We start from the raw sequence: 20,721 nt of genomic DNA on the forward strand, positions 1-20,721 counted from the left end.
CCCTACCAGCAGGCCTACCTGCCCTACAACCGCCTCATCGACGGAACGGTCCACGACTGGTGAGGCTGTAGCGCGGCTGTTACCGGGTGGAGTCACGAACTGGCACCGGACTACCGCCTGGTGCCAGCATGGTTGGATGCTTGAGGCAACCAAACCCCAGAACACCACTGCAGAAGCGCCCCTGAACCCGGCCCTGGCCGCCGAAAGCAGGATCGCCCGCGTCGCGGTGACAGTGTTTCCGCTGCTGGTGGTTGTTGCGGGCATCGTTGGCTTCCTGGCGCCCGGGGTCTTCAAGCCCATGGCGCCCAGCGTGCCCTACCTGCTGGGGATCATCATGTTCTGCATGGGCCTCACGCTGACCCCGCCCGACTTCGCCGCCGTCGCCAAGCGCCCGTGGGCAGTAGCCCTGGGAATCGTGGCGCACTACGTCATCATGCCCGGAGCCGGCTGGCTGATCGCCGTCGCCCTGAACCTGGAACCCGAGCTGGCCGTGGGCCTGATCCTGGTGGGCTGCGCTCCATCCGGCACCGCGTCCAACGTGATGGCCTTCCTGGCCAAGGGCGACGTTGCGCTGTCCGTGGCGGTCGCCTCCGTTTCCACGCTCATTGCCCCGATCGTCACGCCCCTGCTGGTCCTGTTCCTCGCCGGCTCCTACCTCCAGATCGACGCCGCCGGCATGGTCCTGGACATCGCCAAGACAGTCCTCCTGCCGGTGGTGGCCGGCCTCCTGGCCCGGCTGTTCCTCAAGAAGCTCGTGGCCAAGGTGCTGCCGGCACTGCCCTGGGCCTCCGCCGTCGTGATTTCCCTGATCGTAGCCATTGTGGTGGCCGGCAGCGCGGGCAAGATCGTGGCCGCGGGCGCCATTGTGTTCCTGGCCGTGGTGCTGCACAACGGCTTCGGACTGGGGCTGGGTTACCTCGCCGGCAAGATCGGCCGCCTGGACAGCAAGGCCCGCCGCGCCCTGGCCTTCGAAGTCGGGATGCAGAACTCGGGCCTCGCAGCCACGCTCGCCACCACCCATTTCAGCCCCCTCGCTGCGCTGCCGTCGGCCGTGTTCTCGCTGTGGCACAACATCTCCGGCGCCATCGTGGCCGCCTGGCTGGCCCGGCGTCCGCTGGGTGACGCGAAGGGCTGACCAGCCGGAGCTCCCGAAGCTGTTTCATTCAGTGAAACCGGCAACGCGGAGCAGACTCCCTGTACGCGAAAGTTGAGTAGTGACGCGGTCCACACCGGTGGCCCGGCGCATGAACGAAACGGCGCGGTAAGACATGGAGTCAACGATGACGGCAGGGCGGGTTCTGAAGGGCATTGAGTTCGCCCACCCCGAGGGCTCAGCGCCGCTCCTGCTTGACCTCTACCTCCCCGCAAGCCCGGAGCAGTCCGGCGCCCTGCCGGCAATAGTCCACTTCCACGGCGGCGGGTGGCGCACAGGCGGCCGCTCCTCCCTTGGTCCCCAGGTGGATTCGCTGGACCTGAGCCCCATCGAGCGGCTGGTGGACGCCGGTTTTGTGATGGCCTCCGCCGATTACCGGCTGAGTTCCGTGGCCCGTTTCCCGGCCCAGCTGCTGGACGCCAAGGCCGCGGTCCGCTGGCTCCGGGCGAACGCCGCCACCTACAACGTGGACCCGGACAGGATTTACGCGTGGGGTGATTCTGCCGGCGGGCACCTGGCCAGCCTGGTGGGGCTGACCGCCGGGTCAGCGAACTACGCCGGTGATGACGGCATCAGCGACGCCGTTGCCGCCGTCGCCGCCTGGTACCCGCCCACGGACCTCCTTCATATGGGTGAACAACGCCTCCCGGACGCCGTCGCCAGCGCCGATGATCCGGGCTCGCGCGAGGCCCTCCTCCTGGGTGCCCAGCCGGCTGACGCCCCGGACAAGGCAGCCGCCGCAAGCCCCCTCACGTACGCGGGCAACCACGCCCCGCCGTTCTTCCTGGCGCACGGCACCGCGGACCGCTTCGTCCCGCCGGCCCAGTCCGCCACCCTGGCCGCGGCGCTGGAAGCCGCGGGCGCCGACGTCGAACTTTTGCTGATTGAAGGCGCCGACCACATGTGGCAACTGCCGGGGCAGGACCCTGCCGCCGCGGCGCAGGCCGCCGACGCCACCCTCGATTTTTTCCGCCGCCAGGCAACCAAACCCTGACCTAAGACATCCCGGGCACCCAGCCCCGGGCAAGACCTGAAAGGCCCTCCTATGCAGTTTGTTGGCATCACTCACCAAGGCGAATCCTGGGCCGCAGCCCTCGCCGAATCGCACCTCGTCCCGCTCGCACCCGTCACCGGATTCTGGACGGACCCCGCCGGCTGGCAGGACAAGGCAGCCACGTTAACGGCCGACGCCGGCACCTCGCTGGAGCGCGGCAGCGTCACCGAAGTGCCGCTCGTCCCCGCCTCCGCCCGCGTGATCTGCGTGGGCTTGAACTACAAGGCCCACGCCGCCGAAGGCAGCTACAAGGACCAGGACCTGCCGCCCTATCCCACGCTGTTCGGGCGCTGGACGGCGTCGCTCTCCGTGGGCAACGTCCCCGTTCCCGTGCCGGCCGGGGAAGACGGGCTGGATTGGGAAGGCGAAGTGGCCGCCTACATCGGCCGCCGCGTCGAATCCGCGGACGAGGCCGAGGCCGCGGAATCCGTCTTCGGCTATTCCACCTTCAACGACCTCACCGCGCGCCGCGCACAGAAGCTCACCACGCAATGGACGCTGGGCAAAAACGGCGACTTCACCGGCCCGCTCGGACCCCTGGTCAGCCGGGACGAGGTGGGTGACCTCCGCGACGGCCTGCAGGTCCGCACCCGCGTCAACGGAACCGAAGTGCAGAACGGCAACACCCAGGACATGATCTTCTCCGTCCCTGCCATCATCTCGCTGATCAGCCAGACCCTGACGCTCCACCCCGGAGACGTCATCGCCACCGGCACTCCCGAAGGAGTGGGGTACGCGCGGACTCCGCAGTGGCTGCTGCAGCCCGGCGACACCGTCGAGGTGGAAATCGAGAAGCTCGGCACACTGACCACTCCGGTGGGCGAAGCCTCCCTGCGGAGCCGTGCCTGATGGTCGCCCACCGTTTCGCCTCCCCGGAGCACATCCCCGCGGAGGTGCAGATCCTGATTGCCGGCGGCGGTCCCAGCGGCCTGTTCCTGGCGCTTGACCTGGCATCCCGCGGCATCGCGAGCCTGGTGGTGGAGCCGCGCGATGCGGTGGACCACGCCCGCCCGCGCGCCAAAACCACCAACGCCCGCACCATGACGCACCTGCGCAGGCTCGGCCTTGCCGATGCCCTTAGGGCGGCTTCCCCGCTTCCGGTGGGCTACGCCCAGGACGTCATCTTCTGCACCGGACTCACCGGTCCAGGTGCGCATGAACTGCGCCGGTTCCGGAACGCTTTCCAGCTCGAGCCCGGCCGCTACGGCCCGCAGCCGGAGTGCGGACAGCAGGTCCCGCAGCCCGTGCTCGAGGAAGTGCTGCGGGCCGCCGTTGCCGCCTCACCGCTGGTGACAATGGTGACGGGCTGGAGCGTCCAGTCCGTCGATGATTCCGGGACGGGCTACACCGCCGTGGTCTCTGATGCTTCCGGTGCCCAGCGCACCATCACCGCCGAGTACGTGATCGGTGCCGACGGCGCCACCTCCGCTGTGCGCCGGAGCCTTGGGATCCGGTTGGAAGGCGGTTCCGCGGCCCTGTCCAACATCAGCATCCTGTTCCGCTCCAAAGGGCTGGCCTCAGCGGTGAACCTCGATCCGGCCGTTCAGTACTGGGTGGTCGGCGCCAACACCTCGGGCATGCTGGGGCCGATGGACCTCAACGGAACCTGGTGGGCCATCATCCAGGGCGTCAATCCGGAGGAGACCGTGGATACCGGCAAGGCCGCCGGGATGGTCCGCTCCCTGGTGGGCGCCGACGTCGACATCGAGGTCCTGGCCACAGATCCCTGGACGGCCCGCATGCTGCTGGCCCCCGAGTACCGCCGCGGGGGAGTGTTCCTGATGGGCGACGCCGCGCATCTCAACCCGCCATGGGGCGGGCACGGCTTCAATACCTGCGTGGGTGACGCCGCCAACCTGGCCTGGAAGCTGGCCGCGGTGATCACAGGCTGGGCGGGCGCAGGCCTGCTGGACAGTTACGAAGCGGAACGCCGCCCCGTGGCTGCCCGCACCATCAGTGACGCCGCCGCCAACGGTAAGGCGCTCGCCTACCACTTCGCCGATCCAGCGCTCCTGGCCGACGGCCCGGCCGGCGCTTCCGCAAGGGCCGCCGCCCACGAGGCCCTTGCAGTTAAGCAGAGCGAGTTCGATTCCCTGGGCCTGGTCCTTGGGTACGCCTACGGGGACTCGCCGGCGGTGGTCCCGGACGGGTCGCCGGCCCCGGTGGAGGACCCCATCGTGTACGTTCCCTCAGCCAGCCCGGGGGCTCTGCTGCCGCACGCCTGGCTGGACGGGTCCGTTTCGGTTTACGACCTTTTGGGCCAGAATTTTACGCTGCTCGTTGATGAAGATGCGCTCGCCGGCAGCCCGGCCGAGGACGTCTTTGCCGCCGTGGCTTCGGCTGGGAAACGGACGGGGATCAGGGTGGCGATTGCGGCCGTCGGGCGTTTCGACGACGGGACCCCGCCCTCCGAACTCTGGGGAGCGGACGCTGTCCTGGTCCGCCCGGACCAGCACGTGGCCTGGCGCGGGAGCACCGCAGAGGCAGCAGCGGATGCCTTGGCCGTGGCGGCCGGCCGGCGCACGGCAGAAGACCTGGACCAGAACCAGCACACCGACCAGGAAGGGGAGGCCCGTGTCCGCGTCGTCGTTCCGTGATTACCTCTTTGCACCCGACCACCCGCGCGTGGCGGAGATCCGCGGCCTGGACGCCCGCGGGTATGCCGAGGCGGCCACCAGAGATTCGTTCGCCGGGCCCATGATCGAAGGCTGGAAGACGCTGTATCCGCAGCCGTTCACAGGCATCACGAACGACGGCGTCCTCCGCCCCGGGCTGTTTCCGCTCGCCCCGGCGCGGGCAGGGGAGGAGGCGCCCACTGCGGAGATGACCGCCGCCGCCCGCAAGCTGTTGGACGCCCTGACCCCGGAGCAGGCGTCCCGGCTGAGCTACGCCGTGGACGCGCCGGAATGGCAGAGCTGGGCGAACCCGGAGTTTATGCAGCACGACACCGGACTCCGCCTCGACGAGCTGGACGCTCCGGTGCGCGATGCCATATTCGCTGTAGTGGAAGCATCGCTGAGCCCGGCCGGTTTTGAGCTGGTCCGGAACCTCATGCGGATCAACGGCTTCCTTGGTGAGCTGGTGGAGCTGCCGCTGCTGATGAACGAGTTCAGCTACAACTTCGCCCTGTATGGTGAACCGTCCGAGATGGAGCCGTGGGGGTGGCAGCTGTTCGGCCACCACGCTGCGCTGAACTGCCTGGTGGCCGGAACGCAGCTGGTGATCTCGCCGGTGTTTATGGGTGCCGAACCTGATGTTATCGACGCCGGGCCGTACCAGGGCGTGGTGGTGTTCAAGGAGCGCATCGCCCTGGCCCGGCAGCTGATGGCGGCCTTGCCTGCGGAGTTGCGCGCAGAAGCCACAGTGTATGAGTCGATGGTTGATCCCGCGATGCCCGAGGGCCGCCTCCACCCCGGGGACGAGCGTCACCTGGGCGGCTGCTTCCAGGACAACCGGGTGATCCCGTATGAAGGCATCCCGGTGTCGGACATGCCGGCGGAAGCCCGGGCCATCCTGGACGCCGTGGTGGAGGACTTCATCGCGTATCTGCCGGACGGGCCTCGGGATGCCCGGCGCCGGGAAATCCAGGAGCGGTACAGCGAGACATACTTCAGCTGGATCGGCGGCTGGGAAGGCGAAGAGGCCTTCTACTTCAGGCTGCAGAGCCCGGTGGTGGTCCTGGAACTCGACCACCACACCGGAGTATTCCTCAACAACGACGAGCCCGCCCCGTTCCACATGCACACCGTGGTCCGCACCCCCAACGGCAACGACTACGGCCGCGAACTGGTCAAACAGCACCTGTCCCGCTAGGAAACAGCAACGCGGGGTCACTTCCGGCCCGATAAATCGACTTTAGTGGGCCGGGAGTGACCCCGCGTTGGCTTTGCTAGGAGATTTCCAGGGCCACGCGGCGCTGCGGCGGCGGGCCTACCACGGTGAGGTCCATCTCGGCTTGGGCGCGGCCAAAGCCTTCCATGTCCATATAGGGCTCGCCGCCCTCGGTGTACATGTAGTCCTCGGTGGGCTTGTTGAAGTACTCGAAGAAGCCGTTGAAGACCGACGGCGTGAGGAAGCCCAGCATCTGCGTGTTGTGCGAGTCCAGGGCGAAGGAGTGGATGGTGCCGGCGGGGGCGTGGACGAAGTCGCCCTTGGTCAGCAGCATCTCCCGGCCGTTCGCGTACAGCCACATCCGGCCCTCAGTGACCAGGAAGTTCTCCGTGTGCTGCTCGTGGAAGTGCAGCGGGATGTACGGGGTCTTGGCGCCCTTCGTGTGTACCGCGAAGTAGTTCGAGCCGGTGTTGGCGGGCCGGGACAGGTAAGTGAAAATGGTCTGGTAGCTGACCAGCCGCTCACCCTCGTGCGCACTGAGGAAGTAGGGGCTCAGCGTGGGCGGCAGGCCGGCGTCGTGCTTGAAGGAAGGCTCCACCCGCTCAACCTCGGGAAAGGTGATCCCGAACTCGGCGCCAACCTCAGCCTGTTCCTGCAGGCGGGCCGCGCGGCCGGCACGGACGGGCGGGACGTGGGAGTCGATGGGGGTGCCGACGCGCTCGTAATAGGCCTCGGCCCCGCCCGGCGTCATCCAGTTGAGGAAGCGCGTGTAGTGGCTGGCCATGCGGTAGGCGTGGGGTGTGTTGGGCGGAATCACCACGGAGTCGCCGGGGGTGAGGATACGGCTTTCGCCGGGGAGCCAGACGTGCAGGATGCCATCGAAGACGTAGAGGGTCTTGTGTTCCACCGTGTGGCTGACGAACGGCGATTCGGCACCCATGCCGCCGGAGACGTAGGCGGCGCTGAAGATGCCGCCGGTGTCCGCCGCGCGGGCGATGACGGTGACCAGCTGGCCGTTGATCTCGTAGCGTGCGCCTTCGCCCGAGGCCATGTAGTAGGGGACAGCTTCGCCGGGCAGGGTGTTGGCCACCGGCAGCTGCTGGTTCATTTCCTCCACGCTGAGGGACATGGTTCCTTCTTTCCAGTCGTCCGGCTGCGCCGGTATGTGACCTCCATCATTGCTTCTGCTTGCGCGGGGCAGGAGGTGGGATTCCAATGGATGAAAGGCCAGTGTGATGCTCCTTGGCGAGCTGCGATGCTGGCAGTTACCCCTACGCCAACAGGAGTTTTGCCGGCATGAGCCTTTCTCCCATCGTCACCGTCGCCGAAGGAAGCATCCGCGGCACTGCATCCATCCTCGAAGGGCGGGAGGTCAGCCGCTTCCTCGGGATTCCGTATGCAGGTTCTCCGGCGGGTGCGCGGCGGTTCAAGCCCCCGGCTCCTGTTGCTGGCTGGAACGGTGTCCTTGATGGCACGCTGCCGGGGCCTGCGGCGCCGCAGACCCCGGAGGTTCCGGCTCCTCCCGGGCGCAAGCCCCGCGCATGGAGCGAGAGTGATTGCCTGAACCTGAACGTCTGGACGCCAGAGATGGGCGGTTCGGGGCTGCCGGTGATGGTGTGGGTGCACGGCGGTGCGTATGTTTCGGGCTCGGGCAGTGACGCAATGTACGACGGCTGCAATCTCGCGGCTGCCACGCGCACCGCTGTGGTCACCATCAATTATCGGCTGGGTGCGCTGGGCTTCCTGCACCTGGCTGAGCTTCTGGGTATCGAATATGAGGACTCTTCGAATGCTGCCCTGCTTGATGTGCTGGAGGCGCTGCAGTGGGTCAAGCGGAACATCGCGGAGTTCGGGGGTGACGCGGACAATGTGACCCTGTTTGGTGAGTCGGCGGGTGCTGCGGCGGTGGGGACGCTGCTGGGAATGCCTGCTTCGAAGGGGCTGTTCCGGCGGGTGATCATGCAAAGCGGAACCGCCGAACGGTACCGGACTGCTGAGGATTCTTCCCGGATCAGCCGTGAGTTGGTGTCCCTGTGCGGGCTGGATGCGGCGCAGGCTCGGGACCTTTTGACGCTTCCCGTGGAGCGGCTGCTCGAAGCCCAGGAGAAACTCGTGCAGCGCTTCGGCGCGCAAACGTTCACCGTCCCGCTGCCGTTCCAGCCGACCATGGGGACGCCGTAGCTGCCGGTTCCGCCGCTGGAAGCGGTGCGGAGCGGGCTGAATTCCGAGGTTGACCTGCTGATCGGGACAAACCTGAACGAGGGGTCCTTTGCCGTGGAGATGCGGCCGAAGAACCCGTCGGAGCCCTCCCATGCGGAACGCGCAGCAGCGGTGCTGGCCGAGTCCGGCGCTCCAGGCCGCGAGGAGGAGTATGCCCGGGCGCTCGCTTCGGCTTTAGGTGCCGACCCCAGTGGAAAGCAACTGCTGGAAGCCGCCATTTCCGACGTCGTCTACCGGCAGCCCAGCAACCGGCTGCTGGATGCCCGGCAAGGCTCCGCCGGGAACAACTTCGCCTATCTCTTCGCGTGGCGGAGCCCGGCCATGGGTGGCAAGCTCGGCGCCTGCCACGCCCTGGACATCCCGTTTGTCCTCCGGCAGCTGGCCTCGCCCGAGGCGGAGTTCCTCACCCGCGGCACGGCACCGCAGGGCTTGAGCGACCTGATGAGCACCGCCTGGTCAGGCTTTGCCAGAACAGGCCAGCCCGCGGCTCCTGGCCTGCCTGACTGGCCCGACTACGGGCCCGAGCGCAGGACGATGATTCTGGACGAGAAGCCACGCGTGGAAGAAGACCCTCGGCGGGAATTGCGGGAGGTGCTTGGCCCGGATGTCGGGAGTGCCGGTGTCGAGGCAGCGCGTTTAAGGGAAGAAAGGGAGGCCAGTTAATCCGGAGCAGAAAAGGGGCTGTCCTTCACCCCCGCACCGCTACACTGAACCAACCACTCCCAGCATGAAATTGGCGGGCTCACATGAATAAAAAGCTGCACCTTACCCCGACAGACGCGTTCCCGGAGGACCTGGAAAGCGTACCGGACCAGGAACTGCAGGTACTCGACAGCCAGGTCCAACGCCAGCTTGACCACGAAGTGGTTGTTGACGGCGAACCGAACCCTGAAACCGAGTTCCGCCACTACGAACTGGACGAGGAATTCGCCGACCGCGACAAGCGCTGAGCAACCCCTACTTCTTCGTGAGCCTGTACCGCTCTATCTGCTTGAGCCGGCGCAGGAGGCTGTCCCGGCGGGGGTGCGGGACGGCGTCGGCCTCTTCGGCGGTGAGGTCGATGTGTTTGGTGCCGTACTGCCACAGCAGCAGGTCGTCGAGCAGCCGGTCCGGGCCGGGGGAGTAGCGGTGGTCTAAGGCTTTCCGCACTTCGGTGATGCGGTTGGCGCTGAGCAGCCCTGCCAGCTGCATGGTCTGGTTGAGGCCGTGCGCGGCGAGCAGCTCCGCGGCCCAGCCCCAGTCGTCGTCCACCTTCCGGTCCACGTGCGGGAGCAGCGTGCGCCACACGTCGCGGATCCGGTTGGGCGTCAGCGGCGCCGCGCCCTCGCCCTCGGTGTCCCAGAAGCTGCGCACTTCCTCATACCGTTCATGCAGGTCGGCAAAAGCCGTTTCCACTGTTTCCAGCATCGCGGCAGTGGCGGTGAACTGCCGGTCGAAGTGCGGGGTCCAGGCACGCGGATCCTCGGCCTTGAAGCGGATATCGTGCTCGATCTCGCTCCAGGCGTGCGCGAAAATCGTGCGGATCTGGCACTCGAAAAAGTAGCTGCCGTTGGGCTGGGCGTCCGGGTTGAAGACCTGCTGGTATTCCTTCACAGCCTCGTTCTGGATGGTCCGCAGGATCAGGTGCCTGCTGGAATACCCGTACGTGCCGGACTCGATGGAGCCGATGTCCTTTTCCCGGTCCCCGCGGCAGTCGAACAGCTGGCGCTGGCGCTTGATGATGTTGGCCACCGCGGCGTTCTCCGCCGGCAGCTTGGTGATGACCCGGATGCCCACCATGTCATTCAACGTCCGGAACGGGTCCGGGAACTTCAGGACCGGCGGGCCGCCCGGTTCCAGCGGCTCCTCAATCCGGGAGATCTTCTCCTTGAACGATTCCACCGTTTTGGTGCGCCCGGTGACAAACAGCGGTGTGACCTCGCTGTCCTTCAACATGTCCCGCATCAGCAGCAGGACATCCCGCGTGACCAGTTTCAGGGCAGGCCGGACGCGCTCGTAGATCTCCACGTTCCGCTGCACGGACTCGCGCAGGTCCGCGTCCAGGTTCTCCCAGTTACTTGGCATAATCCCAGCTTACGGCCGGGCACTGACAGAACGACGGCGGCAGTACTTCAGCGTTCCGTGGCAGCCGTGGAGCCGCGCACCACAAGCGAACTCTCCAGCGTGACCTCGTTCTGCTCCAGCGGCTTCCCCTCCATCAGCCGGCGCAGCTGCTCCCCGGCCTTCAGGCCCAGGGGAGTGGCGGGCAGGTGGACGCTGGTGAGGCCGGGATTGCTGGTGGCCGAATAGGGGAGGTCATCGAAGCCGGCCACCGCCAGCTCCTCCGGAATCCGCACTCCGGCCACCCGCGCCTCCTGCAGTACGCCGTAGGCATGCGTATCAGTACCGCAGACGACGGCGGTCACCCCCTCGCGCTGCCACCCCGGCCAGGCGTCGGCGAACGCGGCAGCCGATGCGCCCACGTCGATGGTGGTGCTGATGATGCGGCCCGCACCCACGCTGATGCCCAGGGCTGCGGCCTCATCCAGGAAGGCTTCGCGCCGCAGGGCGAAGGTTTCAGTGCCGGTGACACTGTCCACGTACGCCACCTCCCGGTGCCCGGCGTCGGCCAGGTGAACCGCGAGTTCCCGCGCTCCGCTGGCGACGTCCAGGTTCACCGACGGCGCATACCCCGCCAGCCCGGGGGCGTCCAGCAGGACAAGGGGCGACGGCGACGCGAGGTCCTCGAGGAAGCCTGCGTTGGGTGCGTCCACCAGGAGCCCGGCCGGACGAAGCGACATCAGCCGCCGGACGTCGTCGGCCTCGGGGAACTCGCCTGCCTCGGTGACGGAGAGCAGCAGCTGGTACTGCGAGCCCAGGGACTCCCGGACCCCGGCGATCACCTTGGCGAAGAACGGGTTGGAGATATCCGGCGCCACCAGGATCACGATCGAGCTCACGCCCTTCGCCAGCGAACTGCCAATCCCGTCCACCACATAGCCAAGCTCGGCGATGGCGTCCCGCACCCGGGAAATGTTGTCCTCGGAGACGCGGCCCGCCGTCTTGCCGTTGGCCACCAGCGAAACGGTGGCGGTGGAGACGCCGGCCCGGGCGGCAACCATGGCCGCGGTGATCCGCCGCGAACGCGCGGGCTGCTGCACCTGTTCAGCGGATTCCATACCTCGATGGTAGTAGGCGGCAGACAGCACAATGACCCGTGGAAGCCTTACGAGCCCAGGCCCAGCGATCCGATAACGTCTGCCACGCGGTGGCGCTGGTCCGCTGCCAGCCCTTGGATCGGTAGGGGCAGGCAGGACGCATCCACCAGGCCGAGGTGCTCAGCAATCGCGGCAACCACCCGGATGCTGCCCCCGAACTCGGCGAACAGACCCCACAGCGGGGCGAGCCGGTCCGATTCGGCCAGGGCGTCGGCCAGCCAGCCCTCCTGCACGGCCTGCGTGATGCCCAGGGCAAGCGTAGGCAACGTGCCTCCGATGACCGAATACCAGGTGTCGCACCCGGCCACCAGGCCGGCGGCGGCATAGGCGTCGCCGGAGATGCCAATGCTCACATGTTCGGGTACTGCCGCGCGGATCTCCTGGACCCGCGCCCGGGCCCGCTCTGGACCGCCGGGAACACCCGGAATTTTGATCGAGGCAATCTGGGGCAGTTGGGTGATCCGTCCGTACAGTTCCGTGCTGAAGGTGAAGCGGGTGGTGGCCGGGTTGTCGTATACCACCACGGGCAACGGCGAGTGCGAAGTGACCGTACGGAACAGCTCGAAAACGTCGTTGTCCGTCAGTGGCTGGTACGTCATCGGCGCCAGCAGCACCCCGGACGCGCCGGCCTGCCCGGCGGCCTCCGCATTGGCCAGAACCTGCGATGTCCGCAGCGCGCCGATCCCCACGATCACGGGGACTGCACCCGCATGCTCCACTGCCAGCCGGGCCACCCGGCGCCGCTCGTCTCCGCTGAGGTAAGCGTAGGAACCGGTGGAGCCCAGCGCGGTGATGGAGTCCACGCCGGCCGCTGCGAGGCGTTGAACCAGGCGCACGAAAGCTGCCTCATCCACCTCATCGTTGGCCAAAGGGGTCAGGGGAAAGGCGCTCAGGCCAGTGAACATCGGCTCAGCCCACGAAGTCGAGATCGGCGGGGCTGGCTTCCTGCTCTTTGGCCGGGCGCTTGCCGCCCCGCTGGGCCGCGGCCCCGGCGAGGACCACCAGCAGGATCCCCACCACCTGGACGGCAGACGGCTGCTGGTGCAGGATGAGCAGCCCGAGCAGGACGCCGACGGCGGGTTCGAGGGCCATCAGCGTTCCGAACGCGGCAGGCGTCATCCTCCGCAGCGCCAGCATTTCCAGCGCGAACGGCAGCACCGGCAGCAGGATGGCCAGTCCGGCCGCGGCGGCCAGGATGTCCAGGCTGAGGTGCCCGGCGGCCTGGGGAATTCCGACGACGGCAGCCGCCACTGCGGCGATCGGCACGGTGAGCGTGAGCGCGCCGATGCCGGTGAACCTGTCGCCGATCCGTTGCGTCAGCAGGATGTAGACGCCCCAGCCGACGGCAGCAAGCGCGGCCCAGGCAACCCCGACGAGGTTGAAGTCGCCCTGCCACGGCTGGGTCAGCAGCACCACACCCACCAGCGCCACAGCGGGCCAGACGAGGGCTTTGCGGTTATGGCTGCGAAGGGCCGCGACTGTCAACGGACCGAGGAATTCGATCGCGACCGCGGTGCCGAGGTGGATGTGCTCCACCGCGGCGAGGAACCCTACGGTCATCACTCCGGTGGTGACCCCGAGGCCGAGCAACGGCAGCACATCCGGGCGGCGGATGGAGCGTAGCGGCGGGCGCCCGATCACCAGGAGAATGACGGCGCCCATGCTCAGGCGCAACCACGCGGTGCCGCCGGGTCCCACAGCTTCGATCATGTTCACGGACAGGGCAGAGCCCAGCTGGACCGACAGGATCGCCGTGACCGCCAGCCCCCACGGCGGGACCGGGACGTTGAATGAAGCGCTGCGCTGGGTCATCTCAGTTTCCTTCATTGGAGTGATGGGGTGCGGCCAGACGACGGCGGGCAATGGCAACGTCGGGTCCGAGCCCTTTCAGCCTGGCGGCCAGGTCATCGGCGGAGGCGTCGAGCGCGTCGTCGGTCATGGGCTCGAGGGCGTCCAGGATGAACAGCGCTTTGGTGGTGCCGTCCCGGAGCTGGGTGCGCCGGCCCTGGCGCCAGTTCCAGCGCCGGCAGGTTACGCCGTCGTCATCGCCCCACACAACCTCGCCCCGCTCAGGATGCTCAAGCACTTCACGCCCGCCGGTCACCGTGTCAAAGGACTCCGTGCCGGCGGCGCGGATCAGCCGGGGTGCTCCGGCGTAGCCGGCCAGGTCCTCGCCGCCCAGCGGAACCTGGTGCAGCACAGAAACCGCGTTGTAAAGGTCGGTCAGCCGGTTTACCCGCGGCAGGCCGGAAGATGCCCGGCGGAGCAATGCCTCCAGGCTGTTGCGAGTGCGCTGCGGTTTGGCGCCGAAGGACTTGTACGCCTCACGCCAGGCGGCCACATGCGGCAGTTCCTCAATGCCCCGCCCGTCCAGTGCTGCACGGGCTGCAGCCTCTGCCTCCTGCAGCAGCTTTTCACCGGCCTCGTTACTGGCACCCGGAACCAGCCCGTCCACCGCCAGCAGGACGGCACGGTAATCCGGCCGCAGGGAGAAAACGGCGGGATCAACCCACGCACCTGCCAAAAATTCCTGGAGCACCTTGACGTCAGGCATTGGGGGCCTCCTTGTGGTGGGCCGAACCCACGCCCGGCTCGAAGACAGCCAGGGAGAAGCTCACTGGCTCCGGGGTGGCATTGGAGTACGAGTGGTCCACGTCGCCGGGGAAGGAAAGGGCGTCGCCCGGCTCCAGGACATAGGTCTCGCCAGCCACCACCACAGTCAGGGACCCCTGGCGGGCCTGAAGCAGTTCCTTGGTTCCCGGGACGTGGGCTTCGCTCTCATGCTTGTCGCCCGGGCCCAGCGTCCAATCCCACAGCTCAACCACATCCGGTGAATCCGTCCCGGCCACCAGCACGCCCTGGCCGCCGGCGGCGGAACTCCATAGGGCGGCCCCGTCGCCACTCCGCGTGACGGTCACGGGCTTTGGACGCGGGGCATCCACGAGCGCCGGCAGTCCGATACCCAGCGCATCGCTGATCCGGAGCAGGGTACCCACGCTGGGATTGGCGGCGCCCTGCTCGACGTTGACCACCATGCGGCGGCTCACACCGGCGGCGTCTGCGAGCTGGTCGAGGGTCCAACCCCGGGCCTGCCGTTCCTGGCGCACGCGGTTGCCGATGGCCACCGCAAGGGCAGATGTGCTTTTGTCCATGAGTGCAGCATACTGCACTTTGAGTGCACTAGTGGAATCGGATGTGACGTCCTTGAAGGCGGGTGCAGCAGGTCTTCCTGAACGGCCTTTGTGGTGGGACGATGCCCTTATGAGCGACACCAGCCGAGGAAACCCGCGGGACCTTGGTCCGCACCAGCATGCACACGCAGCACCCACCACCCAGCAGATGAGGACCGTCGGACAACGCCGGCGGGACGCCGAGGAGAAGCTGGAGCACCACCTCCAGGAGGCCCGCCACAAGGCCGAGCACCATGATGCTGAGGACGAGGAGGGGGCCGGCGATTCCGGCGCCGGCGAGCCCTGATCGGGAAGTTTTGAGCGGTGAGCCTGATTCGCGGCCTCAGTTGAGGTCCGAATTCCTGCCAAGGCATTCGGCCACTACGACGGCGGCTGGAACTTCGAGCAGGGCAGCTTCCGCCTGCTGGTGGGCCGCCACGCAGCCGACGACTTCCAAGCGCTGGCATCGAACTGCGCTAAGCCGAGCCACGCAGACATGGCTTGCCTTTTTCTTTTACCCCGTGGCATCAAGCGCTTGACCTGCACGAACGTCAAGCGTTTGACGTGACGTTCCCGACAGTGCCATGATCACTCTGAACGCTTCAACTCCCCGAGCAGTGTGTATGCACTTGGCGCGGGCCCCAAAGACGTGGAGAACATCGTGGACCCCAAACCCCGCAAGAAGATCATTCTTGACTGCGATCCCGGGCATGACGACGCTGTGGCGTTGCTGCTCGCGCACGGAAACCCGGACATCGAGCTGCTGGCCGTCACCACGGTGGTGGGCAACCAGACGCTCGAAAAAGTCACCCGCAACGCCCTGGCCGTCGGAACCATCGCCGGCATCACCGGCGTTCCCTTCGCCGCTGGCTGCGGCCGTCCCCTGGTCCGCAGCATCGAAACCGCCCCGGACATCCACGGCGAGTCCGGCATGGACGGCCCCGCCCTCCCGGAGTCCACCATCGGGCTGGACCCGCGGCACGCCGTCGACCTCATCATCGACACCGTGATGGCCCACGAACCCGGCGCCGTCACCCTGGTCCCCACCGCAGGCCTGACCAACATCGCCATGGCCGCCCGCAAGGAACCGCGCATCGTGGAACGCGTGAAGGAAGTTGTCCTGATGGGCGGCGGCTACCACGTGGGCAACTGGAGCGCCGTGGCCGAATTCAACATCATCATCGACCCCGAGGCCGCGCACATCGTCTTCAACGAGAAGTGGCCCGTGGTGATGGTGGGCCTGGACCTGACCCACCAGGCGCTGGCCACCCCGGACGTGGTCGAAAAAATCGCGGCCATCGGCACCAAACCGGCCAAGTTCGTCACCGAACTCATGGACTTCTTCGCCCACACCTACAAGGACGCCCAGGGTTTCGACTTCCCGCCGGTGCATGACCCCTGTGCCGTGGCCTACGTGATCGATCCCAGCATCGTCAGCACCCGCAAGGTGCCGGTCAACATCGAACTCGAGGGCACCCTGACGCTTGGCATGACGGTGGCCGACTTCCGTGCCCCCGCGCCGGCCGACTGCCACACCAGCGTCGCCGTGGACCTGGACCACAAAAAGTTCTGGGACCTGGTCACCGACGCGCTGGAACGCATCGGCGAGCCAACTCTCAATGGCGATGCGGCCGACGTCGAACGCGAAGAACGTGCCGCCGTCACCGTGGGAGGGGTCAAGTAAATGACTGCCACCGTTACTGAAGCCAAGACCGGCCGGGGCAATGTCACGGCCCTGATGGTTGCCCTGCTGGCAGCCTGTGTTGCCTTCCAGCTCAATGCCTCCATGCTCAGCCCGGCCTTGGTGACCATGGGCGAAGAGCTCAACACAGACCAGGCAGTCATCGGCCTCTCGCAGACGTGGTTCTTCACAGCTGCCGCGCTGTTCTCCCTGTTCCTGCCCCGCCTGAGCGACATCGTGGGACGCAAGAAGATCCTGGTGGGCATGATGCTGCTGATGGCCGTCGGCTCGGTCATCGCCGCCCTCGCCCCGGACGTCACCTGGCTCTTTGTTGGCCGCATCATCCAGGGCGTCAGCGGCCCCACGGTTCCGCTCTGCCTGATCATGCTGCGCTCCGCCGTCAGCAACCCGCGCAAGTACGGCACGCTCATGGGCCTGATCACGGCCGTCAACGGTGGCGTTGCCGGCGTCGACTCGTTCGTGGGCGGATACTTCGCGGAGCACTTCGGCTTCCGCAGCATCTTCTGGCTCATGGTGGTACTGGCCCTGGTTGCCACGGCACTGGTCGCATTCCTTGCCGGCGAAAGCAAGCCCGCCGCCGGCACCCGGATGGACTGGCTGGGTGTGTTCTTCATTGTGGTGGCCGTGGGCGCGCTGCTGACCGCCCTGAACGAAGGATCCAAGCTGGTGGGCGCCTTCTCGTCCGGCACCTTGATGCTCAGCATTGTGCTGGTCCTGGTGTCCGCCGCCGCGTTCTACGCCTTCTGGACCGTGGAGAAGCGGGCCGGCCAGCCCATGGTGGAAACCGTGCACCTGCGCCAGCGTTCCACCTGGGCGCCGCTGCTGACCACCACCCTGACCATGACCGGCATCTTCGCCGTCATCAACGGCATCGTTCCCGCCTACGTCCAGGCCGCCGATCCCGGCTTTGGCATCGGCCCCACCGAAATGTCGCTGATCATCCTCACCCCGTACGCGCTGTTGGGCTGGATCGTGGGACCGCTCAGTGGCAAGCTCGCCCCCGTGCTGGGCTACACCAAGGTGCTGCGCATCGGGCTCCTAGGGAGCATCGCGGCCCTGGCCGTCATCGCGTTCTTCGGCCTCAGCAGCCTGCCCCTGATGATTGCCGGCACGGTCTTGCTGGGCATTATGTACGCCGGTACGGTCAACATCATGCTCAATGGACTCGGGGTTGTCCTCTCGCCCGCCGGCAACCCCGGTTTCCTGCCCGGCATGAACGCCGGTGCCTTCAACCTCGGCGCAGGCCTCAGCTTCCTGGTGCTGCCTGCCGTGCTGGTGGCGACGTCGGCCCTCGGGGATGCGAAGGCGTCCTACCTGACGGTTGTGGTTGTTGGCCTGGCCCTCACCGTGGCAGCGTTCGCCGCCTCGCTGCTGATCCCCAAGCCCGTTGAAGCTGAGGTGGCGGAATGAGCGCCGCCGCTGAGCCAGCCACCGCTGAAGGTGAGGCGCGGCGGCCGGGCCGGATCGTCGTCGTCGGCTCCCTGAACGCGGACCTCACCATTTACTGCGACCGCCTCCCGCTGCCCGGTGAGACGGTGCACGGCAACGGGTTCGCTGTGAACCCGGGCGGCAAGAGTGCCAACCAGGCAGTGGCCGCCAGCCTGCTGGGCGGGAAGGTCAGCCTGGTGGGCGCGGTGGGGGATGACCCCAACGGCAGCATGCTGCTGTCCTCGGCGACGCGAGCGGGTGTGGACGTGGGGCATGTCCGCACGTCATACGAGCCCACGGGCGTCGCGGTGATCGCCGTCGATTCCAACGGCGAGAACAACATCATCATCTCCGCCGGCGCCAATGGCACCCTCTCACCGGCGGATGTGGCGGAGGCCTCGGACGTCCTGGCGGAGGCCGCTGTCGTGTGCCTTTGCCTCGAAGTCAGTATGGAGACGGTACTCGCCGCAGCGCAGGCAGGGCACGACGCCGGCGCAACAGTGCTGCTGAACCTCTCGCCGTACGCGCACATCCCGGCAGCCCTGGCTGAGTTGACGGACGTCCTGCTGGTGAATGCCCATGAAGCCGCGCTGTTCCTCGGCCCGGGGGCCTCGGTCCCGGGTGCCGGTGCCCGTTCCGCCCAGTGGGATGCCGTCCGGGAAAGGTTCGCTGAGCGGGGGATCCGGCAGGTGCTGGTGACGCTGGGTTCGAACGGTTCCGTGGTGCTGGACTCGCTGGCCCCGCCGGACCGGCTCGTTACTTTTGTGCAGTCCACCAAGGTGGCCGCCGTAGACACCACGGGTGCGGGTGACGCCTTTACCGGCGCGGTAGCAGTCCGGCTCGCGGCCGGCGACGCGCTCGCCGATGCCGCCGCCTTTGCCTCCGTGGCGGCTGCCCTGGCCACCACCCGGAAGGGGACGCAGGCTGCCTATCCGGAGACGGCTGACGTCGAGCGTCTGCTGCGGAGCTAAAACAGCTGTCCGGGTGGGGCATCTGATGATGTTCCACCCGGACAAACCGACTGCCTGGGAAAACCCCTAGCTGACCGGGGTTTCGGTGCGGGCGGCCGCAACAACGCGGGGGACCGCCAGCAGGGCTGCCACGGCCAGGGCGCCGGCTGCCGCGAAGACGTAGAAACCCCAGGGGTAGGCGATGCCGGCGGCAACCAGCCCGCCTGTCAGGGCAGGTCCTGCGATGGCGCCGACGCGGCCCACGCCGGCAGCGAAGCCGAGTGCGGTGGCGCGCAGCCGGGCAGGGAACAACTGGCTGACCCAGGCATAAACGAGTACCTGGGAGCTGAAGACAAACACGCCCGTGACGAAGTCGAGCACGTTCAACAGAACTGCGTTGTCGACCTTGACACTCAAAAGGGCGAGGCATACTGCCGAAAGTCCAAACCACAGCAGCACGATGGGCTTGGTTCCGTGCTTGTCGGCCAGGATTCCGGCGACGATCAGTCCGGCAACGGCGCCCAGATTCAAGACCAGGAGCAGGGAAAGCCCGGCGCTGACAGGATATCCGGCAGAAGCCATCAGCTGCGGAAGCCAGGTATTCAGGCCATAAACCAGCAGCAGCCCCATGAACGAAGCTGCACCAATGGCCGCCGCAATGAGGGGATAAGGCTTCTGCACCAGGCTCCGGAACCCGGTCTTTTCCTCTGCGCCGGCAGCCCGGGCCGCAGGCAAAGTCTCCGGCAGCTTGAACCAGAGGAACGGCGCTAGGACCAGGCCGGCAAGGCCTCCCACCACAAACATGATGCGCCAATCGGGGATGACGATCATCGCCAGGAAGGCGGTCGCCACCGCGCCAACGTGGTATCCCGTCATGGTCCGGGTGGTTGACTTCCCCGCGGAACTGGCCGGGGCGTAGTCGTTCATGTAGGCAAGGGCGGCCGGCAGGCATGCCCCAAGCCCGGCCCCGGCCAGCAGCCGAAGCGCGCCGAATACGGCAACATTGGGGGCCCACACCACCGCGAGGGTGAACAGCGAGAACCAGAGCACGCACGCCACCAGCAGGTTCCGGCGTCCGAAGCGGTCCGAGAGCGGGGCGATGAAGAGCGCTCCCAAGCCTACGCCCACGAGCGAGATGGTGGCCACGAGAGTGGCGCCGACAGCGTCAAAGCCAAGCTCGCCGGTCTTGATCAAGGTGGGAATGACGGTGCCGAGCACCACGAGGTCAAAGCCGTCAAGGACCATGGCCAGCCAGCAGAGCCACACTGGCCAGCGCGTTGGGCGGGCGGAGGGAGAAGTTGTCATGGAATCCTCATTGATCTAGTAACAGGAGGGAAGGGCAGCCGATCGAGAGCGCCGCCACATCCACACGTGACCCACGGCATGCTTTCTTCCGTCGACAAGGGTACATTCTTGTTCATGCAGTGCACAAAAGTTCGCTAGCCGAACAAAAAGGAGCTTTGCAGAACGGGCTAGATGTTGTGTCAGGGGTTTGACGGCAGCAGGTCTGTAGGCTCAGGTGCATGGGTGAGCTTCGGCGTCGTGCGTTCCTTACGGGCGCAGCCGCCGGCGCCGTGGGAGCCGGCCTGGCAGCCTGCTCTCCTCCGAAACAGAACGGGACGTCCGTGGCACCAACAAGAGGGGATGCAGTGCAGCGGCACAGGTATAACTACGGCAGTGACCCGAGCCAGTGGGGCGAACTGTTCCTTCCAGAGCTTCCCGACGGCGGCACGCACCGCGGCGTGGTGGTGGTGATTCACGGCGGCTACTGGCGCTCGCAGTACGGCGCCGAGTTGGGGCAGCCTTTGGCCGCGGACCTTGCCGGACACGGCATGGCGGCGTGGAACCTGGAGTACCGCCGCGCCGGAAACGGTGGCGGCTGGCCGGGTACTTTCCAGGACATCCTGGCAGGCATCGACAAGCTGGCGGAGCTCGCTGAACCCCACTCCCTGGACCTGGCCAAAGTGGTGGCCCTCGGGCATTCGGCGGGTGGGCACTTGGCCGTATGGGCGGCTG

At 67.1% G+C, this 20,721-nt stretch carries 20 protein-coding genes and 1 pseudogene; 12 read left to right on the plus strand and 9 right to left on the minus strand.

Annotated features, from left to right (window positions below):
* The first annotated feature begins 136 nt into the window (after positions 1-136).
* From FNL14_RS02020 to FNL14_RS02040, 5 genes are all read left to right on the plus strand, one after another.
* A complete protein-coding gene (locus FNL14_RS02020) occupies positions 137-1,135 on the plus strand; it encodes a bile acid:sodium symporter family protein (protein ID WP_142057245.1) in 999 nt (332 codons plus the stop codon).
* Between the two features lie 145 nt (positions 1,136-1,280).
* Positions 1,281-2,147, plus strand: coding sequence for an alpha/beta hydrolase (locus FNL14_RS02025; RefSeq protein WP_142057247.1), 867 nt, complete (start codon positions 1,281-1,283; stop codon positions 2,145-2,147).
* Between the two features lie 51 nt (positions 2,148-2,198).
* The gene (locus tag FNL14_RS02030) at positions 2,199-3,056 is read left to right on the plus strand and encodes a fumarylacetoacetate hydrolase family protein (protein WP_142057249.1); all 858 of its coding nucleotides are present in this window, start codon (positions 2,199-2,201) and stop codon (positions 3,054-3,056) included.
* Entirely contained in the window at positions 3,056-4,804 is a 1,749-nt protein-coding gene (locus FNL14_RS02035; protein ID WP_142057251.1) for an FAD-dependent monooxygenase, read from the plus strand. Before FNL14_RS02030 ends, FNL14_RS02035 begins: the two co-directional genes overlap by 1 nt.
* Entirely contained in the window at positions 4,782-6,020 is a 1,239-nt protein-coding gene (locus FNL14_RS02040) for a DUF3500 domain-containing protein (RefSeq protein WP_142057253.1), read from the plus strand. The genes FNL14_RS02035 and FNL14_RS02040 overlap by 23 nt, the downstream gene beginning before the upstream one ends.
* A gap of 76 nt (positions 6,021-6,096) precedes the next feature.
* Here FNL14_RS02040 and FNL14_RS02045 read toward each other — a convergent pair whose 3' ends face one another.
* Entirely contained in the window at positions 6,097-7,167 is a 1,071-nt protein-coding gene (locus tag FNL14_RS02045; RefSeq protein WP_142057255.1) for a quercetin 2,3-dioxygenase, read from the minus strand.
* 167 nt (positions 7,168-7,334) lie between these two features.
* Between FNL14_RS02045 and FNL14_RS02050 the strand changes: the two are divergent.
* A pseudogene (locus FNL14_RS02050) lies at positions 7,335-8,921 on the plus strand (carboxylesterase/lipase family protein).
* Between the two features lie 83 nt (positions 8,922-9,004).
* Entirely contained in the window at positions 9,005-9,208 is a 204-nt protein-coding gene (locus FNL14_RS02055; RefSeq protein WP_142057257.1) for a hypothetical protein, read from the plus strand.
* Between the two features lie 7 nt (positions 9,209-9,215).
* On the opposite strand, the gene FNL14_RS02060 is transcribed toward FNL14_RS02055, so the two are convergent.
* The 6 genes from FNL14_RS02060 to FNL14_RS02085 are packed head-to-tail and all read right to left on the minus strand — an operon-like array spanning position 9,216 to position 14,607.
* The gene (locus FNL14_RS02060) at positions 9,216-10,322 is read right to left on the minus strand and encodes a GTP pyrophosphokinase family protein (RefSeq protein ID WP_091419107.1); all 1,107 of its coding nucleotides are present in this window, start codon (positions 10,320-10,322) and stop codon (positions 9,216-9,218) included.
* 47 nt (positions 10,323-10,369) lie between these two features.
* Positions 10,370-11,416: a LacI family DNA-binding transcriptional regulator gene (locus FNL14_RS02065; protein WP_142057259.1), complete on the minus strand. Its 1,047-nt coding sequence runs from the start codon at positions 11,414-11,416 to the stop codon at positions 10,370-10,372.
* Positions 11,417-11,463: 47 nt separating this feature from the next.
* Positions 11,464-12,360, minus strand: coding sequence for a dihydrodipicolinate synthase family protein (locus FNL14_RS02070; protein WP_142057261.1), 897 nt, complete (start codon positions 12,358-12,360; stop codon positions 11,464-11,466).
* Positions 12,361-12,364: 4 nt separating this feature from the next.
* Complete coding sequence (locus FNL14_RS02075; protein WP_142057263.1) at positions 12,365-13,267, minus strand: DMT family transporter; 903 nt, start codon at positions 13,265-13,267, stop codon at positions 12,365-12,367.
* A 1-nt stretch (position 13,268) separates the two neighbouring features.
* Entirely contained in the window at positions 13,269-14,009 is a 741-nt protein-coding gene (locus tag FNL14_RS02080; RefSeq protein WP_142057265.1) for a B3/4 domain-containing protein, read from the minus strand.
* Positions 14,002-14,607, minus strand: coding sequence for a helix-turn-helix domain-containing protein (locus FNL14_RS02085; RefSeq protein ID WP_142057267.1), 606 nt, complete (start codon positions 14,605-14,607; stop codon positions 14,002-14,004). Before FNL14_RS02085 ends, FNL14_RS02080 begins: the two co-directional genes overlap by 8 nt.
* Positions 14,608-14,716: 109 nt before the next feature.
* On the opposite strand from FNL14_RS02085, the gene FNL14_RS02090 reads away from it, so the two are divergent.
* Positions 14,717-14,932 (plus strand): hypothetical protein, encoded by a 216-nt coding sequence (locus FNL14_RS02090; RefSeq protein ID WP_142057269.1) that lies wholly within the window; start codon positions 14,717-14,719, stop codon positions 14,930-14,932.
* A 36-nt stretch (positions 14,933-14,968) separates the two neighbouring features.
* On the opposite strand, the gene FNL14_RS23200 is transcribed toward FNL14_RS02090, so the two are convergent.
* The gene (locus tag FNL14_RS23200; RefSeq protein WP_181762520.1) at positions 14,969-15,115 is read right to left on the minus strand and encodes a hypothetical protein; all 147 of its coding nucleotides are present in this window, start codon (positions 15,113-15,115) and stop codon (positions 14,969-14,971) included.
* Positions 15,116-15,286: 171 nt separating this feature from the next.
* Between FNL14_RS23200 and FNL14_RS02095 the strand changes: the two genes are divergently transcribed.
* From FNL14_RS02095 to FNL14_RS02105, 3 genes are read left to right on the plus strand one after another with little or no spacing between them, the layout of a single operon-like run.
* On the plus strand, positions 15,287-16,309 hold the full coding sequence (locus FNL14_RS02095; protein ID WP_255470671.1) for a nucleoside hydrolase: 1,023 nt from the start codon (positions 15,287-15,289) through the stop codon (positions 16,307-16,309).
* Positions 16,310-17,737: an MFS transporter gene (locus FNL14_RS02100; protein WP_142057271.1), complete on the plus strand. Its 1,428-nt coding sequence runs from the start codon at positions 16,310-16,312 to the stop codon at positions 17,735-17,737.
* Positions 17,734-18,726, plus strand: a complete 993-nt coding sequence (locus FNL14_RS02105; RefSeq protein ID WP_142057273.1) for a ribokinase — start codon at positions 17,734-17,736, stop codon at positions 18,724-18,726. The genes FNL14_RS02100 and FNL14_RS02105 overlap by 4 nt, the downstream gene beginning before the upstream one ends.
* A gap of 66 nt (positions 18,727-18,792) precedes the next feature.
* Here FNL14_RS02105 and FNL14_RS02110 read toward each other — a convergent pair whose 3' ends face one another.
* Positions 18,793-20,010: an aromatic acid/H+ symport family MFS transporter gene (locus FNL14_RS02110; protein ID WP_142057275.1), complete on the minus strand. Its 1,218-nt coding sequence runs from the start codon at positions 20,008-20,010 to the stop codon at positions 18,793-18,795.
* A 218-nt stretch (positions 20,011-20,228) separates the two neighbouring features.
* Between FNL14_RS02110 and FNL14_RS02115 the strand changes: the two genes are divergently transcribed.
* Positions 20,229-20,721: alpha/beta hydrolase (locus tag FNL14_RS02115; RefSeq protein WP_142057277.1), on the plus strand; the 493-nt coding region annotated here is incomplete at its 3' end.

The sequence above is a fragment of the Pseudarthrobacter sp. B4EP4b genome, assembly GCF_006680095.1.
Lineage (GTDB): Bacteria > Actinomycetota > Actinomycetes > Actinomycetales > Micrococcaceae > Arthrobacter.